The sequence below is a fragment of the Oribacterium sp. WCC10 genome (assembly GCF_900113415.1).
GTDB lineage: Bacteria > Bacillota > Clostridia > Lachnospirales > Lachnospiraceae > Oribacterium.
This window is the reverse complement of record NZ_FOPH01000001.1, coordinates 24,408-49,717: the sequence shown is the minus strand read 5'-3', so window position 1 is coordinate 49,717 and position 25,310 is coordinate 24,408. Positions and strand designations below refer to the sequence as shown.

Annotated in this window: 20 protein-coding genes; all 20 read right to left on the bottom strand. The window is 44.4% G+C overall.

Features of this window, described 5'->3' with window-relative positions; genetic code table 11:
* Positions 1-2,223, bottom strand: a complete 2,223-nt coding sequence (locus BM294_RS00150) for an NHLP family bacteriocin export ABC transporter peptidase/permease/ATPase subunit (RefSeq protein WP_091203801.1) — start codon at positions 2,221-2,223, stop codon at positions 1-3.
* A gap of 15 nt (positions 2,224-2,238) precedes the next feature.
* A complete protein-coding gene (locus BM294_RS00145; RefSeq protein ID WP_091203799.1) occupies positions 2,239-2,754 on the bottom strand; it encodes a hypothetical protein in 516 nt (171 codons plus the stop codon).
* A gap of 31 nt (positions 2,755-2,785) precedes the next feature.
* Positions 2,786-2,956: a hypothetical protein gene (locus BM294_RS15760; RefSeq protein WP_175494370.1), complete on the bottom strand. Its 171-nt coding sequence runs from the start codon at positions 2,954-2,956 to the stop codon at positions 2,786-2,788.
* 183 nt (positions 2,957-3,139) lie between these two features.
* Positions 3,140-5,326, bottom strand: coding sequence for an NAD(+) synthase (locus BM294_RS15755; RefSeq protein ID WP_242944361.1), 2,187 nt, complete (start codon positions 5,324-5,326; stop codon positions 3,140-3,142).
* Between the two features lie 144 nt (positions 5,327-5,470).
* Positions 5,471-5,647, bottom strand: a complete 177-nt coding sequence (locus BM294_RS15750; protein WP_175494368.1) for a hypothetical protein — start codon at positions 5,645-5,647, stop codon at positions 5,471-5,473.
* A gap of 38 nt (positions 5,648-5,685) precedes the next feature.
* Positions 5,686-7,152, bottom strand: a complete 1,467-nt coding sequence (guaB, locus tag BM294_RS00135; protein WP_091203796.1) for an IMP dehydrogenase — start codon at positions 7,150-7,152, stop codon at positions 5,686-5,688.
* A gap of 458 nt (positions 7,153-7,610) precedes the next feature.
* Positions 7,611-9,716 (bottom strand): clostripain-related cysteine peptidase, encoded by a 2,106-nt coding sequence (locus BM294_RS00130; RefSeq protein ID WP_175494365.1) that lies wholly within the window; start codon positions 9,714-9,716, stop codon positions 7,611-7,613.
* Positions 9,717-9,975: 259 nt separating this feature from the next.
* On the bottom strand, positions 9,976-11,352 hold the full coding sequence (locus BM294_RS00125; RefSeq protein WP_091203791.1) for an efflux RND transporter periplasmic adaptor subunit: 1,377 nt from the start codon (positions 11,350-11,352) through the stop codon (positions 9,976-9,978).
* 80 nt (positions 11,353-11,432) lie between these two features.
* Complete coding sequence (locus BM294_RS00120) at positions 11,433-13,817, bottom strand: ABC transporter permease (RefSeq protein ID WP_091203789.1); 2,385 nt, start codon at positions 13,815-13,817, stop codon at positions 11,433-11,435.
* 141 nt (positions 13,818-13,958) lie between these two features.
* The gene (locus BM294_RS00115; protein ID WP_091203787.1) at positions 13,959-14,675 is read right to left on the bottom strand and encodes an ABC transporter ATP-binding protein; all 717 of its coding nucleotides are present in this window, start codon (positions 14,673-14,675) and stop codon (positions 13,959-13,961) included.
* A 296-nt stretch (positions 14,676-14,971) separates the two neighbouring features.
* The gene (locus BM294_RS00110) at positions 14,972-15,196 is read right to left on the bottom strand and encodes a nucleotidyltransferase family protein (RefSeq protein WP_091203786.1); all 225 of its coding nucleotides are present in this window, start codon (positions 15,194-15,196) and stop codon (positions 14,972-14,974) included.
* A gap of 265 nt (positions 15,197-15,461) precedes the next feature.
* Positions 15,462-17,105: a dicarboxylate/amino acid:cation symporter gene (locus tag BM294_RS00105; RefSeq protein WP_175494362.1), complete on the bottom strand. Its 1,644-nt coding sequence runs from the start codon at positions 17,103-17,105 to the stop codon at positions 15,462-15,464.
* 472 nt (positions 17,106-17,577) lie between these two features.
* A complete protein-coding gene (locus BM294_RS00100; RefSeq protein WP_091203783.1) occupies positions 17,578-18,069 on the bottom strand; it encodes a hypothetical protein in 492 nt (163 codons plus the stop codon).
* Between the two features lie 367 nt (positions 18,070-18,436).
* The gene (gene groL, locus BM294_RS00095; RefSeq protein WP_091203781.1) at positions 18,437-20,059 is read right to left on the bottom strand and encodes a chaperonin GroEL; all 1,623 of its coding nucleotides are present in this window, start codon (positions 20,057-20,059) and stop codon (positions 18,437-18,439) included.
* A gap of 135 nt (positions 20,060-20,194) precedes the next feature.
* Positions 20,195-20,485 carry a co-chaperone GroES gene (locus BM294_RS00090; RefSeq protein WP_091203780.1) on the bottom strand — a complete coding sequence of 97 codons (291 nt, stop codon included), beginning with the start codon at positions 20,483-20,485 and terminating at the stop codon, positions 20,195-20,197.
* A gap of 377 nt (positions 20,486-20,862) precedes the next feature.
* Positions 20,863-22,194, bottom strand: coding sequence for an MATE family efflux transporter (locus BM294_RS00085; RefSeq protein WP_330389719.1), 1,332 nt, complete (start codon positions 22,192-22,194; stop codon positions 20,863-20,865).
* A gap of 163 nt (positions 22,195-22,357) precedes the next feature.
* Positions 22,358-23,329: a diacylglycerol/lipid kinase family protein gene (locus BM294_RS00080; RefSeq protein WP_091203778.1), complete on the bottom strand. Its 972-nt coding sequence runs from the start codon at positions 23,327-23,329 to the stop codon at positions 22,358-22,360.
* A gap of 108 nt (positions 23,330-23,437) precedes the next feature.
* Positions 23,438-24,199 (bottom strand): YggS family pyridoxal phosphate-dependent enzyme, encoded by a 762-nt coding sequence (locus BM294_RS00075; RefSeq protein ID WP_091203776.1) that lies wholly within the window; start codon positions 24,197-24,199, stop codon positions 23,438-23,440.
* A 34-nt stretch (positions 24,200-24,233) separates the two neighbouring features.
* Positions 24,234-24,365: a hypothetical protein gene (locus BM294_RS16415; RefSeq protein ID WP_255407175.1), complete on the bottom strand. Its 132-nt coding sequence runs from the start codon at positions 24,363-24,365 to the stop codon at positions 24,234-24,236.
* 33 nt (positions 24,366-24,398) lie between these two features.
* Positions 24,399-25,238, bottom strand: coding sequence for a pyridoxamine kinase (locus tag BM294_RS00070; protein WP_091203775.1), 840 nt, complete (start codon positions 25,236-25,238; stop codon positions 24,399-24,401).
* Positions 25,239-25,310: the final 72 nt, after the last annotated feature.

The following is a 25,310-nucleotide window of genomic DNA, read 5'->3' as shown; positions in this document are numbered from 1 at the left end:
TTACTCCATCATAATAAGCTGACGATACCTGCCGCTCCTTGCCATAAGTTCATCATGAGTTCCTCTCTCCATTATCTTGCCATTGTCCATGACGATTATCTCATCACATTCACGGATAGTTGAAAGCCTATGGGCTATCACTATTATGGAAATGCCTCTTTTCTTGATGGACTCCATGACCTTATATTCAGTCTCTGCATCAAGTGCGCTGGTGGCCTCATCAAGAATAAGCACAGTAGGATCCTCCGCCAAAGCTCTGGCGATCTCTATTCGTTGTCTCTGTCCTCCGGAAAAGTTCTTGCCGTTTTCTCTTATCATTCCTCGATAACCACCCTCTCTGGAGATTATCACATCATGAATATGAGCATCTCTTGCGGCAAGGATAACATCAAAATCCTCTATGGTTTTGTCCCAGAGAGAAATATTTTCGATAATCTCATCCTCAAAAAGCACGATGTCCTGATCGACAACCGACAAGGAACTGGTAAATATATCCCTCGGAATATCATCTATGGATTTTCCGTCATAAAGAATGTCGCCTGACCAGGGCTTGTACAGACCGGACAAAAGCTTTGCCATAGTACTCTTTCCACAGCCTGAATACCCTACAAATGCAACGCTTCCTCCCGCAGGAACCTTTAAAGAAAAATCTTCTATAAACGGTTCCGACAATCTGCTGTAGCCAAATGTCACATTCTTAATCTCTATTGCCCCGCTTAATTTCTTCGGTTCTTCATTTCTGTACAGATTCTCTACTATATAATCCTTTTCAATGTCTCCCTTTTCCTTGTCACTGTCCGATAAAACAATTCCGGCTTTCTCCATCTCTTCATCAAATGTTTCAGGGACATCCGCCTTATATCGCATTACATCTTCAACCCTGTTTATGGCATTTGAAAGCTCATGAAACTGCTGTCCCACAGAAATCAGGTTCTGTAATGGCGTTGACGCATTGCTGAGAAACCCCTGTATGGCAAGAAGCATTCCCACTGTAATGTTATCACTGAGTATCAGCCATGCACCGGCGATAACAACCGCCCAGTTCGCGATGTCCTTGAGAAATCCGAGACGTACCTCAAGCCTGGCTCCGCGGGTTGTATTGCCATAGTTCAGATAGTTTGCCTGAAGTCCCGCCCATCTTTCAAAGTATTCATCTTCAGTTCCGGAGGCTTTTATGGTTTCTATCATTTCGATTCCCGCGATGGTTGTATTGTCAATACGCCCCTTGTACTGGAGCTGGGCGCGATTCCTGTTTATGTCCACCGCAGTCGCTCTTTGTGTCACCACAATGTTTATGAACATTACAAAAACACCCAGAAACGTAAGCGCCACCGAATAGTGAAGCATGGCTGCCACAAAGAAAATCGTAAAACATATTTCTATGAATACCGGTGCGAGACTTTTTATGAGAACTCTGGCAATCTTCTGATTACTTTCCTGCCTTTGAACCACATCTCCCACATAACGCTGTTTAAAAAACTCCACCGGAAGATGAAGTACATGCCACATAAATCTTATTCCGGCATTGACACCAAGTTTCGCTTCAACCTGCAGTCCGTATATAGCTTCAACTATAGATGCGATTCCAATGAACCCGAACGTAAGTGCCATAAATCCGATAACAGCCTCAAACCATTCTTCATTTGAACCGGTGAGAATGTAATCAAGATAAACTCTGCTGATAAACGGACTTATGAGACCACCCAGTCCTACCAGAATGGAGAATATTGCGGCTGCCGCAAATGTTCTTCTGGAGTTTTGCAGTCTACTCCGCACAAAATTCTCAACGGTGTCCCGGTGACCTTCCTTTTTGAAATCAGGCCCCGGTTCAAGCTTCAGAACCACGCCTGTATAGGACACATCAAACTCTTCCATAGATACTACAACCTTACCCATGGCCGGATCGATGATCTCGACATTATCCTTGTTAAATCCGCAGAGAACCACAAAATGCTTGAAGTTCCAGTGAAGTATCAACGGAACAGATACATTTTTGAGCGCATCAACAGAAGCCCGGTATCCGCCGCCTACCAGGCCGTAATTTCTGGCAGCGCATACCAGATTAAAAGCATTGCTGCCATCCCTGTTTACGGCACAATCCTGACGAACCTGTTCAAGAGAAACCCACTTTCCGTAGTATCCCAATATCATGTTTAGACAGGCGGCACCACACTCTGTATTCTCCATCATCATAACTACAGGAATATTTTTGATTTTACTCATATGCCTCCCCATAAGTCATTCCATCAGTATTTCGTATGGCGTCCTTTCGTCCACAATGATTCTGGCATCCAGTTCAGCATTGACCGAAAGCTTTTCTTTATCATTGTCTTTAACTGTTACAATAACAGAGCTTACCCACTCTGTTTCATTAAGGTTGTTTTCAAGCAGCCACGGAGCATTAACGGCTTTTCCGGCATTGTCATAAGACACACTCATGCCCACAAAATCCACTATCCCGCCGATACTGTCATCATCATCCTTGATGATTATCTTCATTCCGGGCTTTACACGATGAGCCTCCTGTGCCGAAACAAAACAGGTTATCCCCTTCGGCGTTCTGATTCCAACGGCTCTCACCGTTTCCGGAACACTTCCGAAAATGCCCCACAGGATCGCAGATGAGACAGCTATGATCAATGCTGCGATAAGCGCCCATGTATTGGGACCCGGAATCGAAAGAAACTGATCAAGTTTCTCCGGTGAATTGATATGCTCATAACTTTTCTTTCTGAAGAGTTTATTTTTTTCCATATTCCAAAACCATCAGTCCATACCGGAATGATCAGAACAGATCACTTTTAACCATAGTATCCTGCCCGCCCAAAACTTTCTTCAAATCCTGGTCAGTTATAGGTTCAAATCCGGAGAATCCATCGATAAACTCATTGTCAAAAATATCTTTTGATTCTTCATTGCTCTCAAGAGACTTATTAATACCATTTATTTCACTCATATTACCCTCATTTCATGACATGAATGTCAAAAGTATTTGCCACCCACTGATTCGCGCCAACTCACACATTCGTGGGCAATGTGATGCTGACTTCATAAATGCAGAAAACTGCAATCAGCCATTTCTATAGTATATCGACCTGATCATAATGTTTTATAAGCAAAAAACTGTCATGAGCATAGCTCATGACAGTTTTTTCAACTCTTCTATCCATAATTTCACTACAGCATCACTTGGCATCCTTAAGTCTCCTCTCGGAGATACTGCCACAGAACCTACCTTTGGTCCATCCGGAAGACAGCTTCTCTTGAACTGCTGAGAGAAAAATCTCCAGTAGAATTTATTAAGCCACTTGTATATGGTTTCAGCATCATATGTCTCAACCTGTTCGATTCCAACCGACTTCTGGTTTTCCTCAGAAAATGCCTTAAGCGCCAATGCATATACCTTCCTGGGGCTGAATCCGAAACGAAGAATCTGATACAGGAAGAAATCATGAAGCTCATAAGGCCCCACAAGATCCTCTGTCTTCTGTGATATCTGGCCGTCCCCTGTAGGCGGAAGAAGCTCAGGGCTCACAGGAGTATCGAAAATATCATTGAGGCAGGCACTCAAGTCCTTATCCTCCGACGTATCGGCAACAAACTTGACAAGATATCTCACAAGAGTTTTCGGAACACCTACATTAACGGCATACATGGACATGTGGTCGCCATTGTATGTTGCCCAGCCAAGAGCAAGCTCGCTGAGATCACCTGTTCCGATAACGATACCGTCCGTCTGGTTTGCGATATCCATGAGAATCTGTGTGCGCTCTCTCGCCTGTGAATTTTCATAAGTAACGGAATGATCCTCAGGATCATGTCCGATATCAGAAAAATGCTGCATTACGGCAGCCTTTATGTTCACTTCACGTAATGTTGCATGAAGGCGCTTTGTCAGAGTCACAGCATTGTTATAGGTGCGGTCGGTTGTTCCGAAAGCCGGCATGGTTACGGAAATGATATTTTCCCTCGGAAGTCCAAGCATATCAAAAGCTCTCGCCGTTACGAGCAGAGCAAGGGTAGAGTCCAGTCCCCCGGAAATGCCTATGACGGCAGTTTTACAGCCGATATGCTCTAGTCTCTTCTTAAGTCCCAGAGCCTGAATGGTGAAGATTTCCTCGCATCTTCTGGTTCTTTCCTGCACATTGCCCGGAACGAATGGCTTCGGGTCGATGAATCTTCTGAGATCCGCGGCATCGGCACGAAGTTTTTCCGCCTCTGAGATACCATTGTATTCGCCCTCTGAAGAACCGCTTTCATTTGCAATGTGATTTACTTCTTCAATCACTCTGTATGTTTCAGAATCGCCAGAAGATGCCGATGCCCCATCAGCGGTTTCTCTCTCGCCAAAAGACTCGAAAGAACTCTGTGCTCCGGCTGAAGCCTTTCCGCCTCCGGCTTTATTTGTTTCAAATGTAAATTCCACCACTTTATATCTGTCTCTCAATCCCTCTGAAACCTCAGGATATGTGGTTGCCCTTGCTCTCTCCTGCACTAACTTCTGAAGGTCGATGTCTGCGATATAAAGGCCTGTCTCAAAACGCTTTCCTTCCTTTACTATCGAACCGTTTTCCGCAATGATGTCCTGTCCTCCGAATACAAGATCGGTTGTTGACTCTCCGTCACCGGCATTGGTATAGACATAGGCCGCCATAAGTCTTGCACTTGTGGATCGGATAAGTTCGCGACGATAGCTGTCTTTTCCTACCGTTTCGTCTGAAGCTGAAGTATTGGCGATGACAGTTGCTCCGGCGAGAGCATGGTTTGTTGAAGGTGGATTCGGCACCCACACATCCTCACAGATTTCTGCTGCAAGAACAAACTCCGGAATATCGGATGCCTCAAGAAGTATGTTTGTTCCGAAAGGAATCTCATAAACTTCTCCTGTAGCCTTTGACTTATGAGATATAAACCGGACATCTTCATGTCCCGGGGTGAACCATCTTCTCTCATAAAACTCACCGTAATTCGGAAGATTCTTCTTGGGAATGACTGCAAGAATACGACCGTCATGAAGCACAACCGCGCAGTTATATAGTTTATGATCCGTAAACCAGATGGTTCCCAGAACCACTACCATATCCTTTCCTTCGGTCACTTCGGCAAGTTCGTCAAGGGCCTGCCCCGCCTTCTCTATGAGAATCGTCTGATGGAAAAGATCTGCGCATGTATATGCAGTCAATGTCAGCTCCGGAAATACAATGAGCTTTACTCCCTGCTTCTCAGCCTCTTCTATATTATTTATGATTGCTTCTTTATTGAATGAAACATCCGCAACCTTTATCTTCGGTGTGGCGGATGCAACTCTAATATATCCTTCTATCATGGAGACCTCCCAATGAAAAGTATTAAAAAAGCTGTTCCTTTCAGAACAGCCTTTATTATACATGTTATATTGAAAAAACGCGAATTTTACTGGGCGGCATCCGTGTTTCAATGAAACACGGATATTAGCAAGGAGAAAACGCCATTAACTGACGCTACATGGCAGATTCCCAAGGGAATCTGCCACAAATCGCGCAGGGCGTTTTCGTTTGATTTCGTCAAAGCCGAAACCAGCCTCGCCACTCGTGACAGGTCCCCAAAAGGGACCTGCCATATAGCCCCAGCCCTCGCTCTGCGACTTCTCATGGGCTGGGGTTCCCATCACCTGGGCGGCATCCGTGTTTCAATGAAACACGGATATTAGCCATTATCCTCAACTGAGTAGTTAGGCGCTTCCTTTGTGATATGGATATCGTGAGGATGTGACTCCTTGAGAGAAGCACTTGAAATCTTCACGAACTCGCTTGTTGACTGGAGTGTAGGGATATCCTTTGCACCGCAGTAACCCATACCTGCTCTCAAACCGCCGACAAACTGGAAGATAGTATCCTCTACCTTACCCTTGTAAGCGACACGTCCTTCAACGCCTTCAGGTACAAGTTTCTTGGCATTGGCCTGGAAGTAACGATCTGCCGAACCGTTCTTCTGCTTCATGGCACCCATTGAACCCATGCCTCTGTATACCTTGTACTTACGTCCCTGATAAAGCTCGAACTCACCCGGAGCCTCATCACAGCCTGCAAATACAGAACCCATCATAACTGTGTTTCCACCTGCAGCGATAGCCTTGACAACATCACCTGAGTACTGGATACCACCGTCTGCGATGATAGGAACTCCGTACTTTGATGAAACCTCATAAGCATTCATAACAGCTGTGATCTGAGGAACACCGATACCTGCAACAACTCGTGTTGTACAGATAGATCCAGGTCCGATACCGATCTTTACGCAATCAGCGCCGGCCTTGATAAGCGCCTCTGTTGCAGCACCTGTAGCAACATTTCCTGCGATGATCTGAAGGTCAGGGAACTTCTCCTTAAGAAGAGATACACACTTGATAACATTTCCACTGTGTCCGTGAGCAGAATCAAGCACAACCACGTCAACATGTGCCTTTACGAGCTCAGCTGCACGCTCTACAACATTGGCAGTGATACCAAGAGCTGCGCCGCAAAGAAGTCTGCCCTGTGAATCCTTTGCAGAGTTAGGATACTTCATCTGCTTCTCGATATCCTTGATAGTGATAAGTCCCTTAAGAACTCCGTCATCATCAACGATAGGAAGCTTCTCAACCTTGGCTCTCGCAAGGATTTGCTTAGCCTCTTCTACAGTTGTTCCTTCCTTTGCAGTAACAAGGTTCTCAGAAGTCATGCACTCCTTGATCTGCTTGCTGAAATCCTCTTCGAAAACAAGGTCTCTGTTTGTGATGATACCAACGAGCTTGCGGTCAACTGTGATAGGAACACCGGAGATTCTGAACTTGGCCATAAGGTCATTGGCATCCTTAAGTGTGTGCTCAGGGCTGAGGAAGAACGGATCTGTGATAACGCCGTTCTCAGAACGCTTAACCATGTCAACCTCTTCTGCCTGCTGTTCGATAGACATGTTCTTGTGAATGATACCTATACCGCCGCAACGTGCCATGGCGATAGCCATCTGATGCTCTGTAACCGTATCCATACCCGCTGAAATAAACGGTATGTTTAACTTTATGGACTTGGTAAGATAAGTTGAAACATCAACAGAATTGGGTACAACCTCTGAATACTGAGGAACGAGAAGTACATCATCAAATGTAATGCCATCGCCGATAATCTTGGCCATTGGAATCTCCTTTCAATAAAACAAAAGACAGAACTGATACCGGTACGGCATCGCCTGCGCTTTAGAGGGCTCACATCCCGAAAAAGAATGACGTGAGTGTCAAAATCATAGACCCTTACATCATTTGGAAATAAAGGATAGGGAGCTGGTTGACGTGTTTTGTATAAAATTTTTACGAGTATAACAAAAGGAGGATTTAAAATCAACCCTCCTTTTTTGCTCTTTAAGACAAGTATTTTATATATATCATTAAAAACCTTGAATAATGTGTTATTCTTCCGTAATCACAGATATTTCTATGTGTAATATCTCCTAAGAGCACAATTTCTCCGCCGAAAAATTCGGCACTCTGTAATGTTGTTCTTTTCACGCACACCGGCTCGACAGTAAAGCACATGTGAAGCAAAAAGCCAAGCGCCTCTGCACCGTCATCTATGTAAGTAAGAAACCGGAAAGTATCAATAGTACTGCTTTATCAGCTGCTGATAGGAAGTACTGAAGGAAAGTCCCTCATACTTTGAAATCATATTCTGTGCCTTTTCCTTATCAGTATCTGTCTGCGGGAAATAAATGGTAAGTCCCGAAACTCCGCCGTCATCCTCCGGTGTCACATATCGGCACACTTCAACGGTTTTCTGAATTGCAGTCTTCAGTGACTTTGCGGCACTTCTTATCTCACTGTAGTCAATGCCGTCCTTTCCGTCACCGGAATAGTTCTCTTCTATAGCAGAAAGCCAGCTGCAGACATCTACAAGATCATAGCTGTAGCTTGCAGCAAATTCATACGCCTCTTTTCCGGACTGTCTGAGATGATCTCTTCCGTCCTCGGTTTTCTCTGCCTCTCTCAGAAGTTCTGCAAGATACTTCAGCTTGTCAGCAGTGTTTCGCTTCAGAGCCTTAAGGTCAACCACCGAGTATACAGCAACAACATTATTCTTGCCTTCACCCTTGCCCTTGTTAACCTTGATGAAATCATCAAGTATCTGCTTGCCCTGATCAACCGCCGACTGGGACGGATTGCTGCTCAACCCCTTGAACCAGTTTGTATAGTTTAGTCCTATTGAGTACTCATTGTCCTCTGACGCAATGAGATAATCAACGTGGGACGATAATGCATATCCCGTTTCCATAGCACCCATGAGGCGGGCATCAAACACCATGAGGTCAAGATCCATATCGGTGTTTCCAAGTGCATCGGCAATATCTGAAACCGCAAGCTGTCCGGCTGAAGTATTGACCTCGTCGTAACCGAATCCGCTGACAGGGCCACCGGCCTGTCCCCATAGAACCGCCTCATATCTGCCTGCAGGGAAGTTCTTCTTCACATACTTAAGGAAGTTTTCAAATGTATCCTTTGAAGTCATGCTGGTGCCTTCCGCATCTCCCGCATCCCCAAGATACTTAAGTTTGGTTCCATCCACCATCCAGCGCTGAATCTTTGAAGAATCGAAGCTCTGATCTGCAGTTGAGATATTGTGGAACTTCTTTGTGCCGCCTGTTTCGATGATAATGTTTACATCCTTTGTATCAACATTGGCAGATAACATAGTCACTATGCTGTTTGCCGCAAGGTTGGACTTGGTTTCAAGAGATGAACCGATCATATATACAAGTACGGTAAGTTTCTTCTTGGAAAGCGGCGTCTCTACAGAACTGCTCTTTGAATCAGAAGAACTTTCTGGCTTCTGCTGCGAAGTCTCCGCAACAGTCTCCTTTTCTCCTGAATTTTCAACGATCTTCTCGGAAGAATCTGAACTATCCTTGGAAGACGCGTCCATAACCGGCTCATTGCTTAAAAGAATATGAGTTTCTGTGGTTTTTGTTCCGCTGCCGTTTGAACTCTTGTCAAGCTTGGCAGTTGACATATCAATGCCAAGCGAAGCGCCGGAAGAACCTGACGAACCCTGATCTGCACCGCCGTTCTGTGCTGATGAAGTCTGTGATACCCCTGCGTTCTGTGATGATGTTGACTGAGTTGAATCGGAAATCTCAGTTGTTGCCGTACTCTTAACTGTTGAATCTGCAATGGATTTTCCGGCTTTTGAAGAATCCGCGTTATTACCTGATGCCTTTGAAGCCACAGCGTTTCCCGAAGAAGCATCAGCCTTTGATGCAGCACTTGACGAACCGTTGGAATCAGCTTTTTTAGAATCCCCTGATACGGCAGCTGCCTTCGAAGCCTGATCTTCGCCTGCGGCAGCCGCCATACCTGATGCATCAGTCGAAGCACCGGTGCCCGCCTGACTCTCTTCCGCACCTTCACTCTGCGCACCCGCTGCCTCAGTGAGGCCTTCGTCGCTTGTAATCTTTATGATCTCTCCGGTGGTCTCAACTTCTGCCACCTGCTGCTGAATCTGTTCATTTACAGCAGTGCGATTCATAAAATGATAAGTCATGGTTCCGAACAGCAGAAGAACTGCCACTGTTAACCCGCCGCCCATACAAAGAACCTTTTTATGTTTTGAGAAGAATTCCACGGAATCCTGTCTGAATTCATTCAGTTCCTGAATTTCCTTCCTCTCATCTGTTTCGTCATGCCTTTTTCTACTCTTACGTTCTCTCATACTGCAATACACCTTCCCTACGGGCGCTTCGGTCTGTGATATCCGGCTATGTGACATCACCCTCACTATGAGTTTTCCCTTCAACCGTCACTCCCTCTGTTTTTATATGTTACCCCAAATCCGCCTTACTTTGGTTGAAGTTATCCCTACAAAAAAGGAACAGGCTTTTACAAAAAAAGTCTGTTCCTTAACATTTGTAATTATTTTGTAAGCATTATCTACATGAGACTCAGAACTTACCTCCGCAAGTCATGCCGTTTCACCCCTTCACCCTTGCGCCATCATATGTACCCTCGTCGTCCGCCCTCTCTATAATCCGGTCACCGACATTGATACCGCTCTTTACCACCACGTCAGAGGCTGTCCGGTATTCTACGGTGATCTCGGTTTTTACAGCCTTCCCGTCTTCTACAGTATATACATAATCCCGGTCGCCCGAGTCAAATACCGAAGAAGCCGGAACAGTAAGAACATCTCTGGCGTCATAAAGAGAAAATGTCACATTGACACCGTATCCCTCCCGTCCTTTAAAAGCCTCCTCCACTGACTCATTTCCGGAAGAAGCACCAAGCGCTCCCTTCCTGGATTCTTCGTTTTCCTCTGCCGGTTCCTGAAGTTCCATCACTACATGAACTCTGTACTCATCAGTACCGAGAGCCGAAGTCCCTCTTTCGGCATAATCGTAGATTTCAGAGATCACCCCTTTATAGACCTCATCCTTCCCTCTCAGGGACAGTTTAATGTCTACATCATCACCTATATGAAGATAGGGTGCTACTGCGGTCAGTACATCCGATTCCACCTTAGGCGTAGCCCGGGTTTTTATCTCTGCGGTTTCCTGACCTGCAGATACCACCGACAGGTTTTTTACAGGAAGTTCCGAAATCACACCGTCTTCCCGGGCAACAACCGTGCACTTGTCTATCCTTGTCTTAAGCTCTTCAATCTGAGCCTTGGTCCCCTCAATGCTTGCTTCAATTGCATCTGAATCCGAGTTGTAAAATGCTTTTCTTATGTCCTCTCCGGACATTCCTTCCTCCTCCAGTTCCTTAAGGTATTTAGCCGCCTCACTGTAACGGGAACTGGCGCTCTGATATGCAGCTTCAGCATTCTCGTACTCAGCTCTTATGCCCTCGTAGTCAGTCTTTGCCACATCTCCGGCCGCAAAGAGTTCAGTATATGCCGTATAGGTAGACGATGCCGCTGAAAGCGAAGCCGCTGCGCTTTCCTTTTGTTTTCTGAGATCCTCAAGGTACTCCTCCGGGCTAAGGGTCATGACATTACCCACCTTTGCCTTTTCAAATTGAGCTTCATAACCTGCAAGCTGTGCCTTCAAAACCTCAAGTTCATAGCTGTAGTCATCGGTTCCTACGCTGTAAAGAACCGTTCCCTTTTTCACAAACTGATTTTCAGAAACCTCCACTTCCCGAACCGGACCGCTCACCTCAGAAACCACTTTGAAGCTTTCCCCGAGACTTATGGTGCCGTCCTCTGTGTAGCTGTCCGAAACCGATTTTCGCCCGGCTGAAACTGTCCTGACCTTTGTCGCCCCAAAGCCCGAAGAAAACCCGCAAATCAAAAGTACCGCCGAAACCGCTGCAATACATGTCGCTATCAAGATAACTTTTTTCTTCATTTCATGCCTCACTATACAAGATACTGATATAACATCCACCACAATTCATGACAAATGATACTCCTGTCATAGATGTTTCTTCATTCCCTCTCCTTCAGCGCGTCTGTCAGCTTAATGCTTTTCACGAGACGCAATTCCAGAAACCATGCAATGCCGGCTATCACTGCGCAGAGCAGCAATGCGTAAATCACTGACAGAGGATCAAATCTCATTCTGAATACATAGCTGTCGGTCTTCATCATTGATTCAAACAGCTTTCTTATGAAATAATTTCCCGGAAATCCCATGAATATCCCGAATGCAAAATATATCATCATTTCAAAAAAGAGCATCCATCCAAGCTCCCTGTCAGTTGTCCCCAGGACTCTCAGGGTCACAAGCTCAGTGGTACGTTCCCTCAGATTTATCATGGAAATGTTGTAGATAAGTATCACCCCCGCTATGACTGAGAGTATGTTGAAAACGTCCACCATGATAGTCATACTCCCGAACATATCAGAAAAAGTTCTTCTGGTCTTAAGCTTATCAACTATCCATGTCACTCGCCCGGAATCATAAAGCTCCTTTTTCACTTCGTCAAAATGTCCCGGTTCCGCAGAGATAAGCAGTATATCCGCCATGGAATCCATCCCAAGCACATCCGGAAAACTCTCAAGCTGAAGATAACATCTGCTTCCGAAGGTCTCACTTAAGATTCCTGATATCTTTACCTTTCTCCATCCGGAAATCATTCCCGGAACATTAAACTCCACCGTATCTCCAACCTTCACATGAAGTTTATCCATGAGACGCGCATTTATGAGAAGACCGTCCCCGGGAATGTCTACGTACTCCATCTTTTCATTATCCAGAACCTTCCACAGACTGCAATCCTTCGGAAGCCCTGAGAGAAGTGAATACTCTGATCTTGAATCCTTTTTGAGCATTATGGCTCTTTCAAATACCGGTTCTGCCCTTCTGACATGCATCAAAGAAGCAGCTGAATCCAACACTTTCGAGGGGGAACTGTATCTGTCAAGCTGTACCTCCAGATCATAGGCTTTACAGTCATCATATTCGGATTCCATAACGTTGTTTATGAGGGGGCCGTAGGAAATAAGGACTGATGACATGGCAAACGGAAAACCTATGGCAAGCGCTATAAGAAAACCTCTGAAGGGATTTCTGAGTATAGACATCAGTCCCATTTTCGTCATAAAGCTTATGTTCTCCCTGACAAAATCCGTAAGCTTTACGTCTCCAAAAACCTGAGGGCTCTGTGCGCGCATAGCCATTGACGGAGTTATCCCGAGTATCCCTCTTATTCCCGCAAATACTGCAGCCACGCTTGTCACTATGGCAATAACAAATGCAAGAACCTTTGACATTATCGGTTCATAGTAAACGGGATCGGGAAGATTATAGAAATTTCTGTAGAGATCAAACATGGATCTGCCAAATGGTGAAGCGAAGACGCATCCCGCCAGTGCTCCGAGAATTCCTATGAAAAGTCCCTGCAGCATGTATGCACTCATGAGTTCCGAATCTGTCATGCCAAAGGCCTTCATGGTTCCTATGAGACTCCGGTCCCTGTCGATCATCTTGTTAAGCACCACATAAAGCATGAACACCGATATACTCATGAAAAGAAAAGGAATTACTGTCCCCATGGAGCTAAGTTCTTCAAACTCTCCCTCCATCTCCTCAAAGCTCGCCTGATGTTCCTTATCGCAGAGGCTCATAAGGCCATATGGCTGGAGTCTGTCCTCAAGTTTTCTTTTCACATCAGCATATTCAAAGCCATCTTCAAGGATAAATCCGATCTCCGTAAAGTTTGAACTGCCAAGTATCCTTTTCATCCTGTCAATGGAGATGACCGCGATATCATAGACAGACCCGTCCGGTATCATAGCGCCCCCCGGAGGCATAGCATAGATATAGTCAGGTTCATTGACAGTGCCTGCATATGTAAATCTGTAACTTTCACCGTTGATTACAAGCCTTATTTCATCCCCCGGGGAAAAGCCGTATACCTTTTCCATGCTTGTCCCAAGGAAAATAGCATTATCATCGGGGAACTCACTTCCCAGAGGCAGAACACTTTCCAAATCTCCATCACAACGAATCAAAGAAGACAGGTTTACCTTATCATCCTTGCTGTAGCTCATAAGATGAACTGTAACTATCTCCTCCTGACCATCCGTGACCAAACGAACATCGGAAGCTATCTTCCCTCCTGCCTCCATTATCCCCGGAATCTCTGTAAAACGTTCTAGATCTTCGGGAGATATGCCTATGACCGTGGCAAATACATCTGTTAGCTTACGTTCTTTATATAATTCCCGAATCTGGCCTTCCAGATTTGTAAGTGTATCAAACATGGAGACCATGGCCATGATGCCTATGGCGATAATAAAGACCGAACCGAGAAATGATCCCTTGTTACGCCATGCCAGTCTCAATGCATTTTTCCGAAACTGTTTCATTTTGCCTTCCTGTCAGACACCTTAGTTATTCCTTCTCTGTAAAGCTGTCTTTTCCTTTATTTCTGTAAAACAGATTTCAATCCAGACAGCTCCATGGTTTACCGGCATCTCTCTGGCATATTGCCGGAACTTTGTATCGTTTCACCACTCGATGTCACCGGGATCCATGGGATTCGGATTTATATTCACCGATTCAAGTATGCCGTCTTTAAAATGGAATACCCGGTCTGCAATCTTTGCTATATCTACATTGTGTGTGATGATCACCACAGGCTTTTCGTATCTTCGGCAAAAATCGTGAATCAAACGAAGAACCTGAACTCCTGTTTTGGAATCAAGAGCGCCTGTCGGTTCATCGCACAAAAGAAGATCCGGATTCTTGCAAAGAGCTCTCGCAATAGCTATTCGCTGCTGTTCACCTCCGGAGAGTCTGTTGGGATAATGATGAGAACGTTCCTCAAGCCCCACCTCTTTTATAAGTTCCAGTGCATCTATAGGTGAGCTTCCCATCTCCCCCGCAAGTTCGATATTTTCAAGAGCCGTAAGCCCGGGAAGTAGGTTGTAGAACTGAAATACGAAACCTATGTGCTTACGTCTGTACAGAGTGAGCTTCTTTTTATCATCCCAGTCGAGCTTCTCACCGCCGTACCATATCTCTCCCTCAGTGGCTGTCTCTATGCCTCCAAGGATATTGAGAGTTGTAGACTTGCCGGAGCCTGAAGGTCCCAGTATGACGATCAGTTCCTTATCGTAAATGTCAAAACTGACACCCCTAAGGGCCTGTACCGTCACTTCACCTAACTGATATTCTTTCTTTATATTGATAGCTCTAAGTATTGGTTTTCTGTTATCTGTCATAAAGTGCCTCTGAAAACTACCGTTGTGGCGAATATTCAGCACTAACTCGCTTCATCTTCTTACCCCTCCGCCCGCATTGGCTGTCAAATACATCCATGATCTTTTGTACAAGCACAACACCCATGGGTGAGTTTGATGGGCTTATTGCAAAAAATGAGGAGCCAAATCCCGACTCCTCACATACAAATCATCTTCTCGCAGAACCCGGTTAGCTTTCGCTAACCATGATAGCACCAAAGTTTTTCTTATTCAATGTTTAATCACGCCACAGCTCCGGCATTTTGATTATTCTGTCATCACTCTTCATACAGCAAAATCCCTTCCCTTTGAATAGCATTTAGAAAGGTCTTGTCTTCTATACCCGTAGTGACAACATCAACATGACAGTTAAGTGCTTTCTCAAGATCTGAAACAAAGCAGTAATATCTTATAAGGCTTTTGAGTTTCCTTTTTTCGATATAAATATCCACATCACTCTCATCATTGGCACTTCCTCTTTCAGACTTGAACTGTAAATCCATTTATACTGAGTGTCTACCTATCGTTTCAGGTTCATAATAACAAACTTCACATATGAATATCACTCCATCCGGTGTGAGAATACCACCTTGTTCACGATCTATGCATTCCGGAATCTGCTTTTGTCAAATGTTCTTTTACAAATATTCTTTCTCATTATCGAGCGAACATTAGTTTGCTATAATACTACAGGTGCTACCTGTATCTACCATCACCACTCGTTATCGTCAAACAAACATTCAGTAAAAAACAAGAAAAGTCCGTTCTTTAATGTCTGCCATTCATCATTCCACTTCTTTTTCCTACGCAAAAGGTTCCCACGATATCGCCAAACACATTATTGGCTGTATTAAGCGGATCTGTTATGGCATCGATACCTATGAAAATTGCGAGTGCTTCCATAGGCACATGGAACTGCATAAGAAGCACCGACATACATATGGTTGAAACGCCGGGTATTCCCGGTGCTCCGAAGGAAAGCAAGACAATAGTCACTATCAAGGATGCGATTTCGCCGCCCGATAATTCAACTCCGAATACTTTTGCCAGAAACAGCGTGGAGATAGTAAGTACTACGACAAATCCATCCATGTTTATGGTTGCTCCAAGCGGGATGGAAAATGAATACAGCTTTGGAGAAATATTAAGCTTTTTATCACAGGTATCCATAGTAAACGGCATGGCTGCGCTGCTTGATGACAGGGCAAAAGCATTTAGCCAGGCAGGTACGGCATTTTTGAAGAATTCAAAAGGATTACTTCCTGTCATGATAAAAACCACGGTTAAATAGAAAATCAGCATCACGATCATTCCAAGCAAGATACAGAAGAACAATGACAACAGCGTCATTATTAACTGGAAATCCATAGTCATGACCATTGAGCCTATAAAGGCAAATACTGCTATAGGCAGACACTTTGTTATGGTAGAAGCCACCCGTAGAAACAAATCGTTTGCCGCAGAAATAAAAGACGTAATCTTCTCAGTCTTTTCGCCCATAAGCGGTACCACTCCACCCACAAGTATGCCGAGGAAAATAAGCTGCAGCGTTGCAGAATTAACAAAAGCACCTATGAAATTGTCAGGAACTATTCCGATAATCGTATCAAGGATGCTGACCGTCTCCTGTCCTCCGACCTGCTGTGTTTCACTTATCATATAGGAAAGTTCATTGAAGGTTCCGGGATTAATGATATTGTAGGCAGTAAACGCAACTATAGTAGCCGCAAGGGTGGTCATGGCATAAAAGCCCATTACCCGGGCACCTATCTTCCCTAATTCACTGAGGTCTGTAACAGAAGAAACCGACGCAGCGATGGAAAAGAATATAAGCGGTGCAATAACTGCTTTTAAAGCATTTAAGAAAATGGTTTTAATAGTCATAAACACATAGTCATTTATTGCATTACATATATTTTCGCTTAAAGCAAACCTCATGATGCTGCATACGATTACTGCAAGAAGCATTGAAAATAGAACATTCATAAGATTTTTCTGGCTTGATATTCCTGCAGTTATGACGATCTTATTAATTCCGTTTCTGTAGCTCTGTCTGAGAATATCGCTGTTGGCATTGATTATCATGCTCCTGATAGCCGCCTCGGCATTGGGGGCAGATTCATAGCAGTCAAGATCCAAAATGGAATTTACTGTACCCGCTGTTACTTCATTCCTGCTTTCACTTATTAGAGTTACGGTGGTTTTTCCAAAAAATCTTTTAACACGTATGATCACGCTTCGGTTTTCTTTGGTAACCTTAAAAAGTTCAACTAGATACTCTTCCGCAAGAAGCACCGCCTTTGCCCTGTCCTTGCTGCCGGTCTTACACTCTATCAGCCTTTTTTCTATAAACTCTATGGCATTTGTTAAGTTTCCCTGCTCCGGCAACACCTTGATAGTAAATTCTTTCATCCCCCGCCTCCTCATGAACTATTGAATTCACTTTTTAAACATAACCAGTATACCCGTTTTTAAATAATGTCACTGTTGGCAGATCATAAAAGTGCTGTAATTACGCCAGGTTTAAGGCGATGTATGGTACAGCTATTTAAAAACGCTAATACAAGTTTCACGGCTCAAAAATGCCGTTTTGTTACTATATCAGTTTTATCGTCATCACCATACTTCTTATAATCTTTTCTCAAATATGACTTGTTTTTTATAACCTTGTTTTTAACAACTCTGTTTTTTTATTATCATCTGATACAGAAAAAACTGCCGCATCCGGATTGTTACATCCTTCATGCGACAGTCTTGGTTTTAATGAAACACTGAGCAAAGCGTTTCTCTGGCCGGATTTTCAAAGTGAAGCATCAATTTGCCTCAAAAATCCGTGCCCCGACACCGGGAGTCCTAAGGAAACATTGTGTCAATCCGTGTTTCTTTAATATGCTTTGTATTTCTGTGGTGTATTTCTTCTCACCTGCTTAACGAGTTCATCATTACCCTCGATATACATGCATACCTTGTTTCCGTTTCTTACATAAATGTATGCATACTTCTTATCCTCAGGGCCGTTGCCGGAATAGTCGAGAACCTTGGCATTGCCGATCTCTGCCTTGGCTGCATCGGAATTCTTCGGAGCAAAAAGAACAAGTTCTTCACCATTTGTCTCAACGATCTTTCTTCTGCGGGTCTTGTTCAGAACTTCATCAAGTTCCAATCCACCGCCGAAATAGGTGTACTCATATTCAACACTTGAAAACAGCCATACAGCATAGTCAGCTGCAAGCATCGCGAGAAGCAAAAGCAACGCAAATGCATACTGAAGTGCCAAAAACAGAGAGATAACCGTCAAAACTGCTGCAACACCTAATGCCGCCTTCCAGTAAACGGGATCGTTTCTTTTCACCATGTGCTCTACATATTCGTCCATATATGTCTCCGTTCCGCCGGATGTTGGATCAAGCCGGCAATTTATTAATCGAGTAACGGGAAACACCCCATTGGCTCGTCTGCGGGTTGCCTGTCTGCATAGAAAACATTTTCCAATTGGCCGCCTCGCGATTATTTAAAAAAGCCCGAATTGCTTTTACGCAATCCGAGCTTAATTATACGAACTTTATATACATAGTACAAGTCCCACGCATTGCTTCATTGCTTCGCAACTCCCGCAATGCTAACGGATATCTCAAACCGCGCTAACGCGCTTATTTTCGATATCCGTTGTCGTGTCAAATGTCGCTTCATCCTTACAAGCAAGCTTGAAGGATGAAACGCCGCTTGACACAGGACTTATACGCTTACATCATTCCGCCCATTCCAGGGTTTGGCATTGCAGGAGCTGCAGGCTCTTTAATGTCAGCGACAACAGCCTCTGTTGTAAGAAGTGTTGATGCAACTGATGCTGCATTCTGAAGAGCTGTTCTTGTAACCTTTGCAGGATCAAGAATTCCGGCCTCAAGCATATCTACATATGCCTCGTGAAGAGCATCGAAGCCCTGTCCGTCCGGTGTCTCCTTAACCTTGTTTACGATGACTGCGCCCTCAAGACCTGCATTTGATGCGATTGTGTAAAGAGGAGCTTCAAGCGCCTTAAGGATGATCTTAGCACCTGTCTTCTCATCTCCGTCGAGCTCTTCAACAACCTTCTCAACAGACTTCTGAGCGTGAATGTAAGCTGATCCGCCACCTGCGATAACACCCTCTTCAACTGCAGCACGTGTTGCATTGAGAGCATCCTCCATACGAAGCTTAGCTTCCTTCATCTCAGTCTCTGTAGCAGCACCAACTCTGATAACAGCTACGCCGCCTGAAAGCTTTGCAAGTCTCTCCTGAAGCTTCTCTCTGTCGAAGTCAGAAGTTGTTGTAGAAATCTGCTGCTTGATCTCAGCGATACGTGACTCGATGTCAGACTTCTGACCCTCGCCATCAACGATAGTTGTCTTCTCCTTAGATACCTTAACAGACTTAGCACGACCAAGCTGCTCCATAGTTGTATCCTTAAGCTCAAGACCGAGATCTGAAGAGATAACCTGTCCGCCTGTAAGGATAGCGATATCCTGAAGCATCTCCTTACGTCTGTCACCGTAGCCCGGAGCCTTGACAGCAACAACATTGAATGTTCCACGAAGCTTGTTAACGATAAGAGTTGTAAGAGCCTCACCCTCAACATCCTCAGCGATGATAAGAAGCTTAGCACCGCTCTTTACGATGTTCTCAAGTACAGGAAGGATATCCTGAATGTTTGAGATCTTCTTGTCTGTGATAAGGATGTAAGGATCGTCAAGATTTGCTTCCATCTTATCCATATCTGAGCACATGTAAGCTGAGATATATCCTCTGTCGAACTCCATACCTTCAACTACGTCAAGCTCTGTAAGCATGGTCTTTGACTCCTCAACAGTGATAACACCGTCCTTGGAAACCTTCTCCATAGCGTCAGCAACCATCTCACCGACACGCTCGTCACCTGCAGAAATACCGGCAACCTTAGCGATCTGATCCTTGCCCTTAACCTTTGAAGACTGAGCCTTGATTGACTCTACAGCAGCCTTAACTGCCTTGTGGATACCCTTACGAAGGATGATAGGGTTTGCACCTGCCTCGAGGTTCTTCATACCTTCCTTAACGATAGCCTGTGCAAGAACTGTAGCAGTTGTTGTACCATCACCGGCAACGTCATTTGTCTTTGATGCAACTTCACGAACAAGCTGTGCGCCCATGTTCTCGTATGCATCCTTAAGCTCGATCTCCTTGGCGATTGAAACACCATCGTTTGTGATAAGTGGTGCACCATAGCTCTTATCAAGAACTACGTTTCTTCCCTTAGGTCCAAGTGTAACCTTTACTGTATTTGCAACCTGATCAACGCCGGCCTCAAGTGCTTTTCTTGCTTCAACGCCGTACTTAATTTCCTTTGCCATTTCGAATTCCTCCTAAATGTCTCCGTCCTGCGCTATCTTTCCATAGCGCTTCCCGACGGGAAATATCAATTTATGTTCTGTTGGTCCTTCGTGACAATGTCTTCATCATCTCTCCGGTTCCGACAATATATTCAATTATTTCTCTACGATAGCGAGAATGTCATTCTGCTTAACAACAGTGTACTTGGTTCCTTCGATCTCTACCTCCGAACCTGCATACTTTGAGAAAAGAACGTGATCTCCAACCTTTACCTGCATTGTGATCTCTTTTCCGTCAACAACTCCGCCAGGACCAACTGCAACAACAACTGCCTGACCAGGCTTCTCCTTGTCATTCTGTCCAGGAAGAACGATACCGCTGGCTGTTGTCTCTTCCATCTTCTCTTTCTCAAGAACTACTCTGTCAAATAATGGAACTAACTTCATGATTGACCTCCTAATTTATAATCTGTCCGGCTAGAACGGGATATTGAATTTTCACAAAAATCCACATTAAACCAACCGGATTTCTGTTTTTATGTCTAAAAGACTTTTTCTCTAGCAACAAATCGTATTATAAAACGCATTATTAGCAACGTCAAGCATCGAGTGCTAACAATTTTCAGTTTTCACATTTATTTCACATTCAAGGCCGGAAATAAAATGTCTCCTTCCCGCAAATTCTCTCCTTATAACAAAAAGGCATGGCCCAACGACCATGCCCTGACGGATTCTATATTTTTATATCTTCTGTACAAATCCGAAATACTCTTTCACATGTAAACGTCGCCCAACAATGTTTCCTCGAAAACATTCACAGAGCTTCAGAACTTCCCCTTCTTTTTATAATGAAAATAAAATGCTCCACATATGATAACACTGAGAAGTGATCCTGCCGGTGCCGCAAGTCCCATGGCGTACAGAGTTTCCGGATACATTTTAGTGGCAAGCCACGCCCCGGGCACACGCACGAGAACAACCGACATGATATTGTGAACGAATCCAAGTACCGACATATTGCAGGCACTGAAGAAACCGGAAAACGGGAAATGCACTCCCGCTATGGCACAGTCGATGACATAAGTCTGCATATACTGTACTGCATACTCCTTCACAACCGGATCATCCGTGAACATTCTGAAAAACCACGGTGAAATAAACTGAAAAAGTATCGCGAAGAACACACCGATGGAGAAAGACATTATCACACCGTATTTTAATGTCTTGCGTGCTCTTACCCTGTCTCCCGCACCCACGGACTGTGCAACTATGGTGGAGACTGTCGAAAGCATGCTGGATGGCACCAGGAACAGGAAACTGATAGTCTTTTCCACGATGCCTACCGCAGCGGAAATGTCTACACCACGCTGATTGGCTATAACCGTTATGATAAGGAATGAAATCTGTATGAATCCATCCTGACAGGCAACAGGAACTCCTACGCCCAGAATCTTTTCCAGCACAAATCTGTCCGGTCTCAGATCCGACAGATGAACCTCAAACAGCTTTTTCTTTACTATTGCAGCAAATGCGATGATGACGCTCACCGCCTGAGCAAGAACAGTTCCGTATGCCGCACCGGCTGCCCCCATGTGCATTGGACCCATAAAGATGAAATCCAGCACTATATTCACAAAGCAGGCTATAGCAATAAAGATCAGCGGACTTTTTGAGTCACCCATGCCTCTGAAGATAGAGCTTAGTATGTTATATGCGATGATAAAAGGGATTCCCGTGAAGCAGATCTGAAGATAACTCACAGTTCCCCGTACCGCCTCTGCCGGGGTCGACAGTGCTCCGACTATGGGGTGGATACACACATGCAACAGCAATGTCACTGCCACTGCTATACCGGAAAAAAGTGTGATGGTATTACCGATGGTTTTGCTGACTCTCTTTTCATCTTCAGCACCTACAAACTGCCCGATCATAACTGTTGATCCCATGGCGAGGCCCACCAGCATTACCGTCACCATGTGCATAACCTGAGATCCGATGGATACCGCAGATATGACATCTGCCCCGTTGTAGCGTCCTGCAATGAGAAGGTCTGCGAGTCCGTAAAGTGTCTGCAGGAAGTAGCTGAGAAGATACGGCAGCGAAAACCATATCATATTATGAAGAAGATTTCCCTTTGAAAGATTATGTTGTGCCAATGTTGTCTCCTTTAAAAAAGTTTTTGACCTTAGATGCAACTCAGTCGGTATTTCTGAATTGATACTGATAAAAACAGTGCAAATACATAGTCTTATATATTGCTTCAATTTCAAACATTTTAATTAACCTTTTCAAAATTAACAACAGCTTTTTATCTTTGAGTTATACTTCTTTATATATCTTTATTGCCTTCGGAATCACTGTGACCTTCACATCCTTCCTCATACCGCCAAACTCTCCGTCAAGAGTCCAGCTCACATCCTGACTTGAATCAAAATGCACTTCCTTTGCAGTAAAAACATGAATATAGGGATTGTCATAATTGCCATCCATTGCGGCTTTAAATATTTCCCCCACATCCTGAAGATCCTCCGGAGCTTTGATAAGCATAACCTCAAAAACTCCGTCACTGAGAGATGCATGTGCCAATGCCGGAGTCTTGAATCCGGCCACGGATGTTGCATTGGAAACCGCTCCGAAGATATAGTCTCCTTCTTCCGTTTCGCCCTCGTGAGTCACTTTTATATGATACCTGGTCTGGAGCGATGAAGGTGCTGAAATTATGCCGTTAAAAAGATAGGCAAGGTACCCGAGCATATTTTTCTGATCCTGAGGCGTTTCGTAGCTTACATTTGTGAATGCTCCGAATGCCGCCACGTAGTTAAAGAACTTTCCGCCGAAATCTCCGACGTCCAGACCGTAGACATTGGCAGCCTGTACACTTTGCATCAGTTTCTGAATATCTCCGCTCAGGCCAAGTGTCTTTGCATAATCGTTGGTGGTTCCACTGGGGATATAGATCACGGGGACTCCGGCCTTTTTCCGATCATTCACGGTCATGAGGGCATTTACCACATGGTTTAATGTCCCATCCCCTCCTATGCATGCCACAATATGAAACTTCCTATGACGATACTCCGATATCACCTGCTCCGAAGTGATGCCGCGATCAGGAATAACAGGAAAAGTCACAACCTCAAAACCCTGTTTCACAAGTTCTGTGATAAGCTCAAAAATCTTGTCCTTCGCATTACCCATACCAGCGCTCTGATTAACCATCAGAAGCGCACGTTTTTCAGGTTTTGACCACATATTGCCAGATCTATTCTTTTCTATAGTCTCCATAACGTCCATATTTCTTTTACCTTTTTATCAGGCACTTATCCTGCTCAAAAGAAAAACTGTAGTACCGTTCAAAGCCGCGTGACTCCTTCGATTAAAAATCGAAGGCAGTTGTGCTGCTTAATTCGCGTAATTTCTTTTGCCGAAAATTGCAGTTCCGACTCTCACCATCGTGGCACCCTCTTCAACTGCCACCTCGAAGTCTCCTGTCATTCCCATGGAGAGCACAGGAACATTGAAGTCCGGATCCGAATCCACTATCAGCTTTTTATCATACAGTTCGTGAGCCAGTGCATTAAGCTCTCTGAAGAAAAGCCTGTTGGTTTCGGGATCTTCCGTATATGGGGCCGAAGTCATGAGCCCCAGCACTTTCACATGAGAGAAAGACATTATCTCTTTACATGCCTCTTCAACAGAGTCCCTGTCAAAGCCCCATTTACTCTCTTCTTTGGCAATATTTACCTCCAAAAGCACCCGCATGACTTCATTCTTTTTTGACGCTTCCTTCTCGATCTGCTCCGCAAGAGCTATGGAATCAACCGAATGAATCAATGCTGTATGTCCTATAAGATACTTCACCTTGTTTTTCTGAAGATGCCCTATCATATGCCACTTTACAGATTCTGTCTCTCCGCTTTTACTAAGCTCCTCTATCTTGTCCATCAATTCCTGAACATAGTTCTCTCCGAATTGTGTTGACCCTGCTTTATGAGCCGCCATTACATCTGAAAAAGGCTTGGTTTTACTCACTGCAATAAGCGAAACATCCTTCGGATCCCGCCCGGCTCTTTCACAGGCTGCATTTATTCTTTCTCTTACGTGCCGAAGGTTCTCCGCTATACTGTTTTCAACATCCGCTTCTGCATTTCTTTCATCGCGCATTCTCTCATCTCCTTTTGAGTAATAGATTTTCACTCTACTCTACAGCCCAATCTGACAGACTTCTCTTTTCGGAATCAAATGCCGCTTCCCTTATCTTTTCAACCCCCCTGAATACCTGTCGGCAGCTTTCTATCCGAAAATCCCACCTCGCTTTACCGGATGCCATTAGTCCAAACACCGCTCCGCTGATACCTAAATACTAGCATAATTCCCTTAGCACATCCACAAGCGCCGGTATGGTTGCCTCAAAATCAACTCCGTACCAGGGCTTATCCGGATTTTTTTCTGTTTCCGAGATTGTGAGAGCTGTGTAGTCCGCAGCTATCTTCAGTGCCTTGGTTCTTTCTATTCCAAGCACAAAAGCTCCCGCAAGAACACTTGAGAAAATATCTCCTGTTCCATGATAGGCTGCCGGAATCCTGTCATTCTGATAATTAAAAAATGTCTTTGTACCGGCATCATATCCCATGGCACCGGTCTTTCCGTCTGAAAGAGAAACACCTGTGAGAATCGGAGTCTTTGTTCCAAACTGAGCAAGCTTAAGAAGCAGTTCCTTCACATAATCCTCGTCGTAATTTTCCCTGTATGGAAGTCCGGTCATAAAGCTTGCTTCTGTGATATTAGGATCAATGATGTCTGCCACTGCACAAAGAGAAGCATTTTTCTTTGCATAATGTTCATCAAAAGCAGGATACAGCTTTCCGTTATCTCCCATGGCAGGATCCACGAAAACCAAAGTATTTTCATTTCTGAAATTTTTTATAATGTCTATGACTGTATCAATTTCTTCCTCAGTTCCAAGATACCCTGTACAAATTGCATCAAAGGTTATCCCTTCCTGCTTCCAATGATCAGTAATGGGTTTTAACTGATCTGACAGATCCTTGCAGGTGAACCCTTTAAACATCGTATGGGTACTGAGAACGGCCGTAGGAAGGATAACGGCCTCTATTCCCATTGCTGAAAATAGCGGCAGGGCAACTGTCAGTGAGCATTTCCCAAAGCATGATATATCCTGAATCGTAAGTATTCTCTTCATTTCTTCCATCCTCCTCTATATTATTTGAATCTCATTTAGGATTGAGTTTAATTCAAATCTGATCATCAAGAA

What these genes read in the sequence shown, in the direction of transcription:
- guaB (WP_091203796.1), bottom strand. Translation starts at nt 7,152, where the DNA reads ATGGCCAAGATTATCGGCGATGGCATTACATTTGATGATGTACTTCTC.
- BM294_RS00130 (WP_175494365.1), bottom strand. Translation starts at nt 9,716, where the DNA reads ATGAGAGAACGTAAGAGTAGAAAAAGGCATGACGAAACAGATGAGAGG.
- BM294_RS00125 (WP_091203791.1), bottom strand. Translation starts at nt 11,352, where the DNA reads ATGAAGAAAAAAGTTATCTTGATAGCGACATGTATTGCAGCGGTTTCG.
- groL (WP_091203781.1), bottom strand. Translation starts at nt 20,059, where the DNA reads ATGGCAAAGGAAATTAAGTACGGCGTTGAAGCAAGAAAAGCACTTGAG.
- BM294_RS00070 (WP_091203775.1), bottom strand. Translation starts at nt 25,238, where the DNA reads ATGAAGAGAATACTTACGATTCAGGATATATCATGCTTTGGGAAATGC.
- BM294_RS00090 (WP_091203780.1), bottom strand. Translation starts at nt 20,485, where the DNA reads ATGAAGTTAGTTCCATTATTTGACAGAGTAGTTCTTGAGAAAGAGAAG.
- BM294_RS15760 (WP_175494370.1), bottom strand. Translation starts at nt 2,956, where the DNA reads ATGAGTGAAATAAATGGTATTAATAAGTCTCTTGAGAGCAATGAAGAA.
- BM294_RS00110 (WP_091203786.1), bottom strand. Translation starts at nt 15,196, where the DNA reads ATGGATTTACAGTTCAAGTCTGAAAGAGGAAGTGCCAATGATGAGAGT.
- BM294_RS00105 (WP_175494362.1), bottom strand. Translation starts at nt 17,105, where the DNA reads ATGAAAGAATTTACTATCAAGGTGTTGCCGGAGCAGGGAAACTTAACA.
- BM294_RS00120 (WP_091203789.1), bottom strand. Translation starts at nt 13,817, where the DNA reads ATGAAACAGTTTCGGAAAAATGCATTGAGACTGGCATGGCGTAACAAG.
- BM294_RS15750 (WP_175494368.1), bottom strand. Translation starts at nt 5,647, where the DNA reads ATGGGAACCCCAGCCCATGAGAAGTCGCAGAGCGAGGGCTGGGGCTAT.
- BM294_RS00115 (WP_091203787.1), bottom strand. Translation starts at nt 14,675, where the DNA reads ATGACAGATAACAGAAAACCAATACTTAGAGCTATCAATATAAAGAAA.
- BM294_RS00100 (WP_091203783.1), bottom strand. Translation starts at nt 18,069, where the DNA reads ATGGACGAATATGTAGAGCACATGGTGAAAAGAAACGATCCCGTTTAC.
- BM294_RS00145 (WP_091203799.1), bottom strand. Translation starts at nt 2,754, where the DNA reads ATGGAAAAAAATAAACTCTTCAGAAAGAAAAGTTATGAGCATATCAAT.
- BM294_RS00150 (WP_091203801.1), bottom strand. Translation starts at nt 2,223, where the DNA reads ATGAGTAAAATCAAAAATATTCCTGTAGTTATGATGATGGAGAATACA.
- BM294_RS00080 (WP_091203778.1), bottom strand. Translation starts at nt 23,329, where the DNA reads ATGGACGTTATGGAGACTATAGAAAAGAATAGATCTGGCAATATGTGG.
- BM294_RS00075 (WP_091203776.1), bottom strand. Translation starts at nt 24,199, where the DNA reads ATGCGCGATGAAAGAAATGCAGAAGCGGATGTTGAAAACAGTATAGCG.
- BM294_RS16415 (WP_255407175.1), bottom strand. Translation starts at nt 24,365, where the DNA reads ATGGCATCCGGTAAAGCGAGGTGGGATTTTCGGATAGAAAGCTGCCGA.
- BM294_RS15755 (WP_242944361.1), bottom strand. Translation starts at nt 5,326, where the DNA reads ATGATAGAAGGATATATTAGAGTTGCATCCGCCACACCGAAGATAAAG.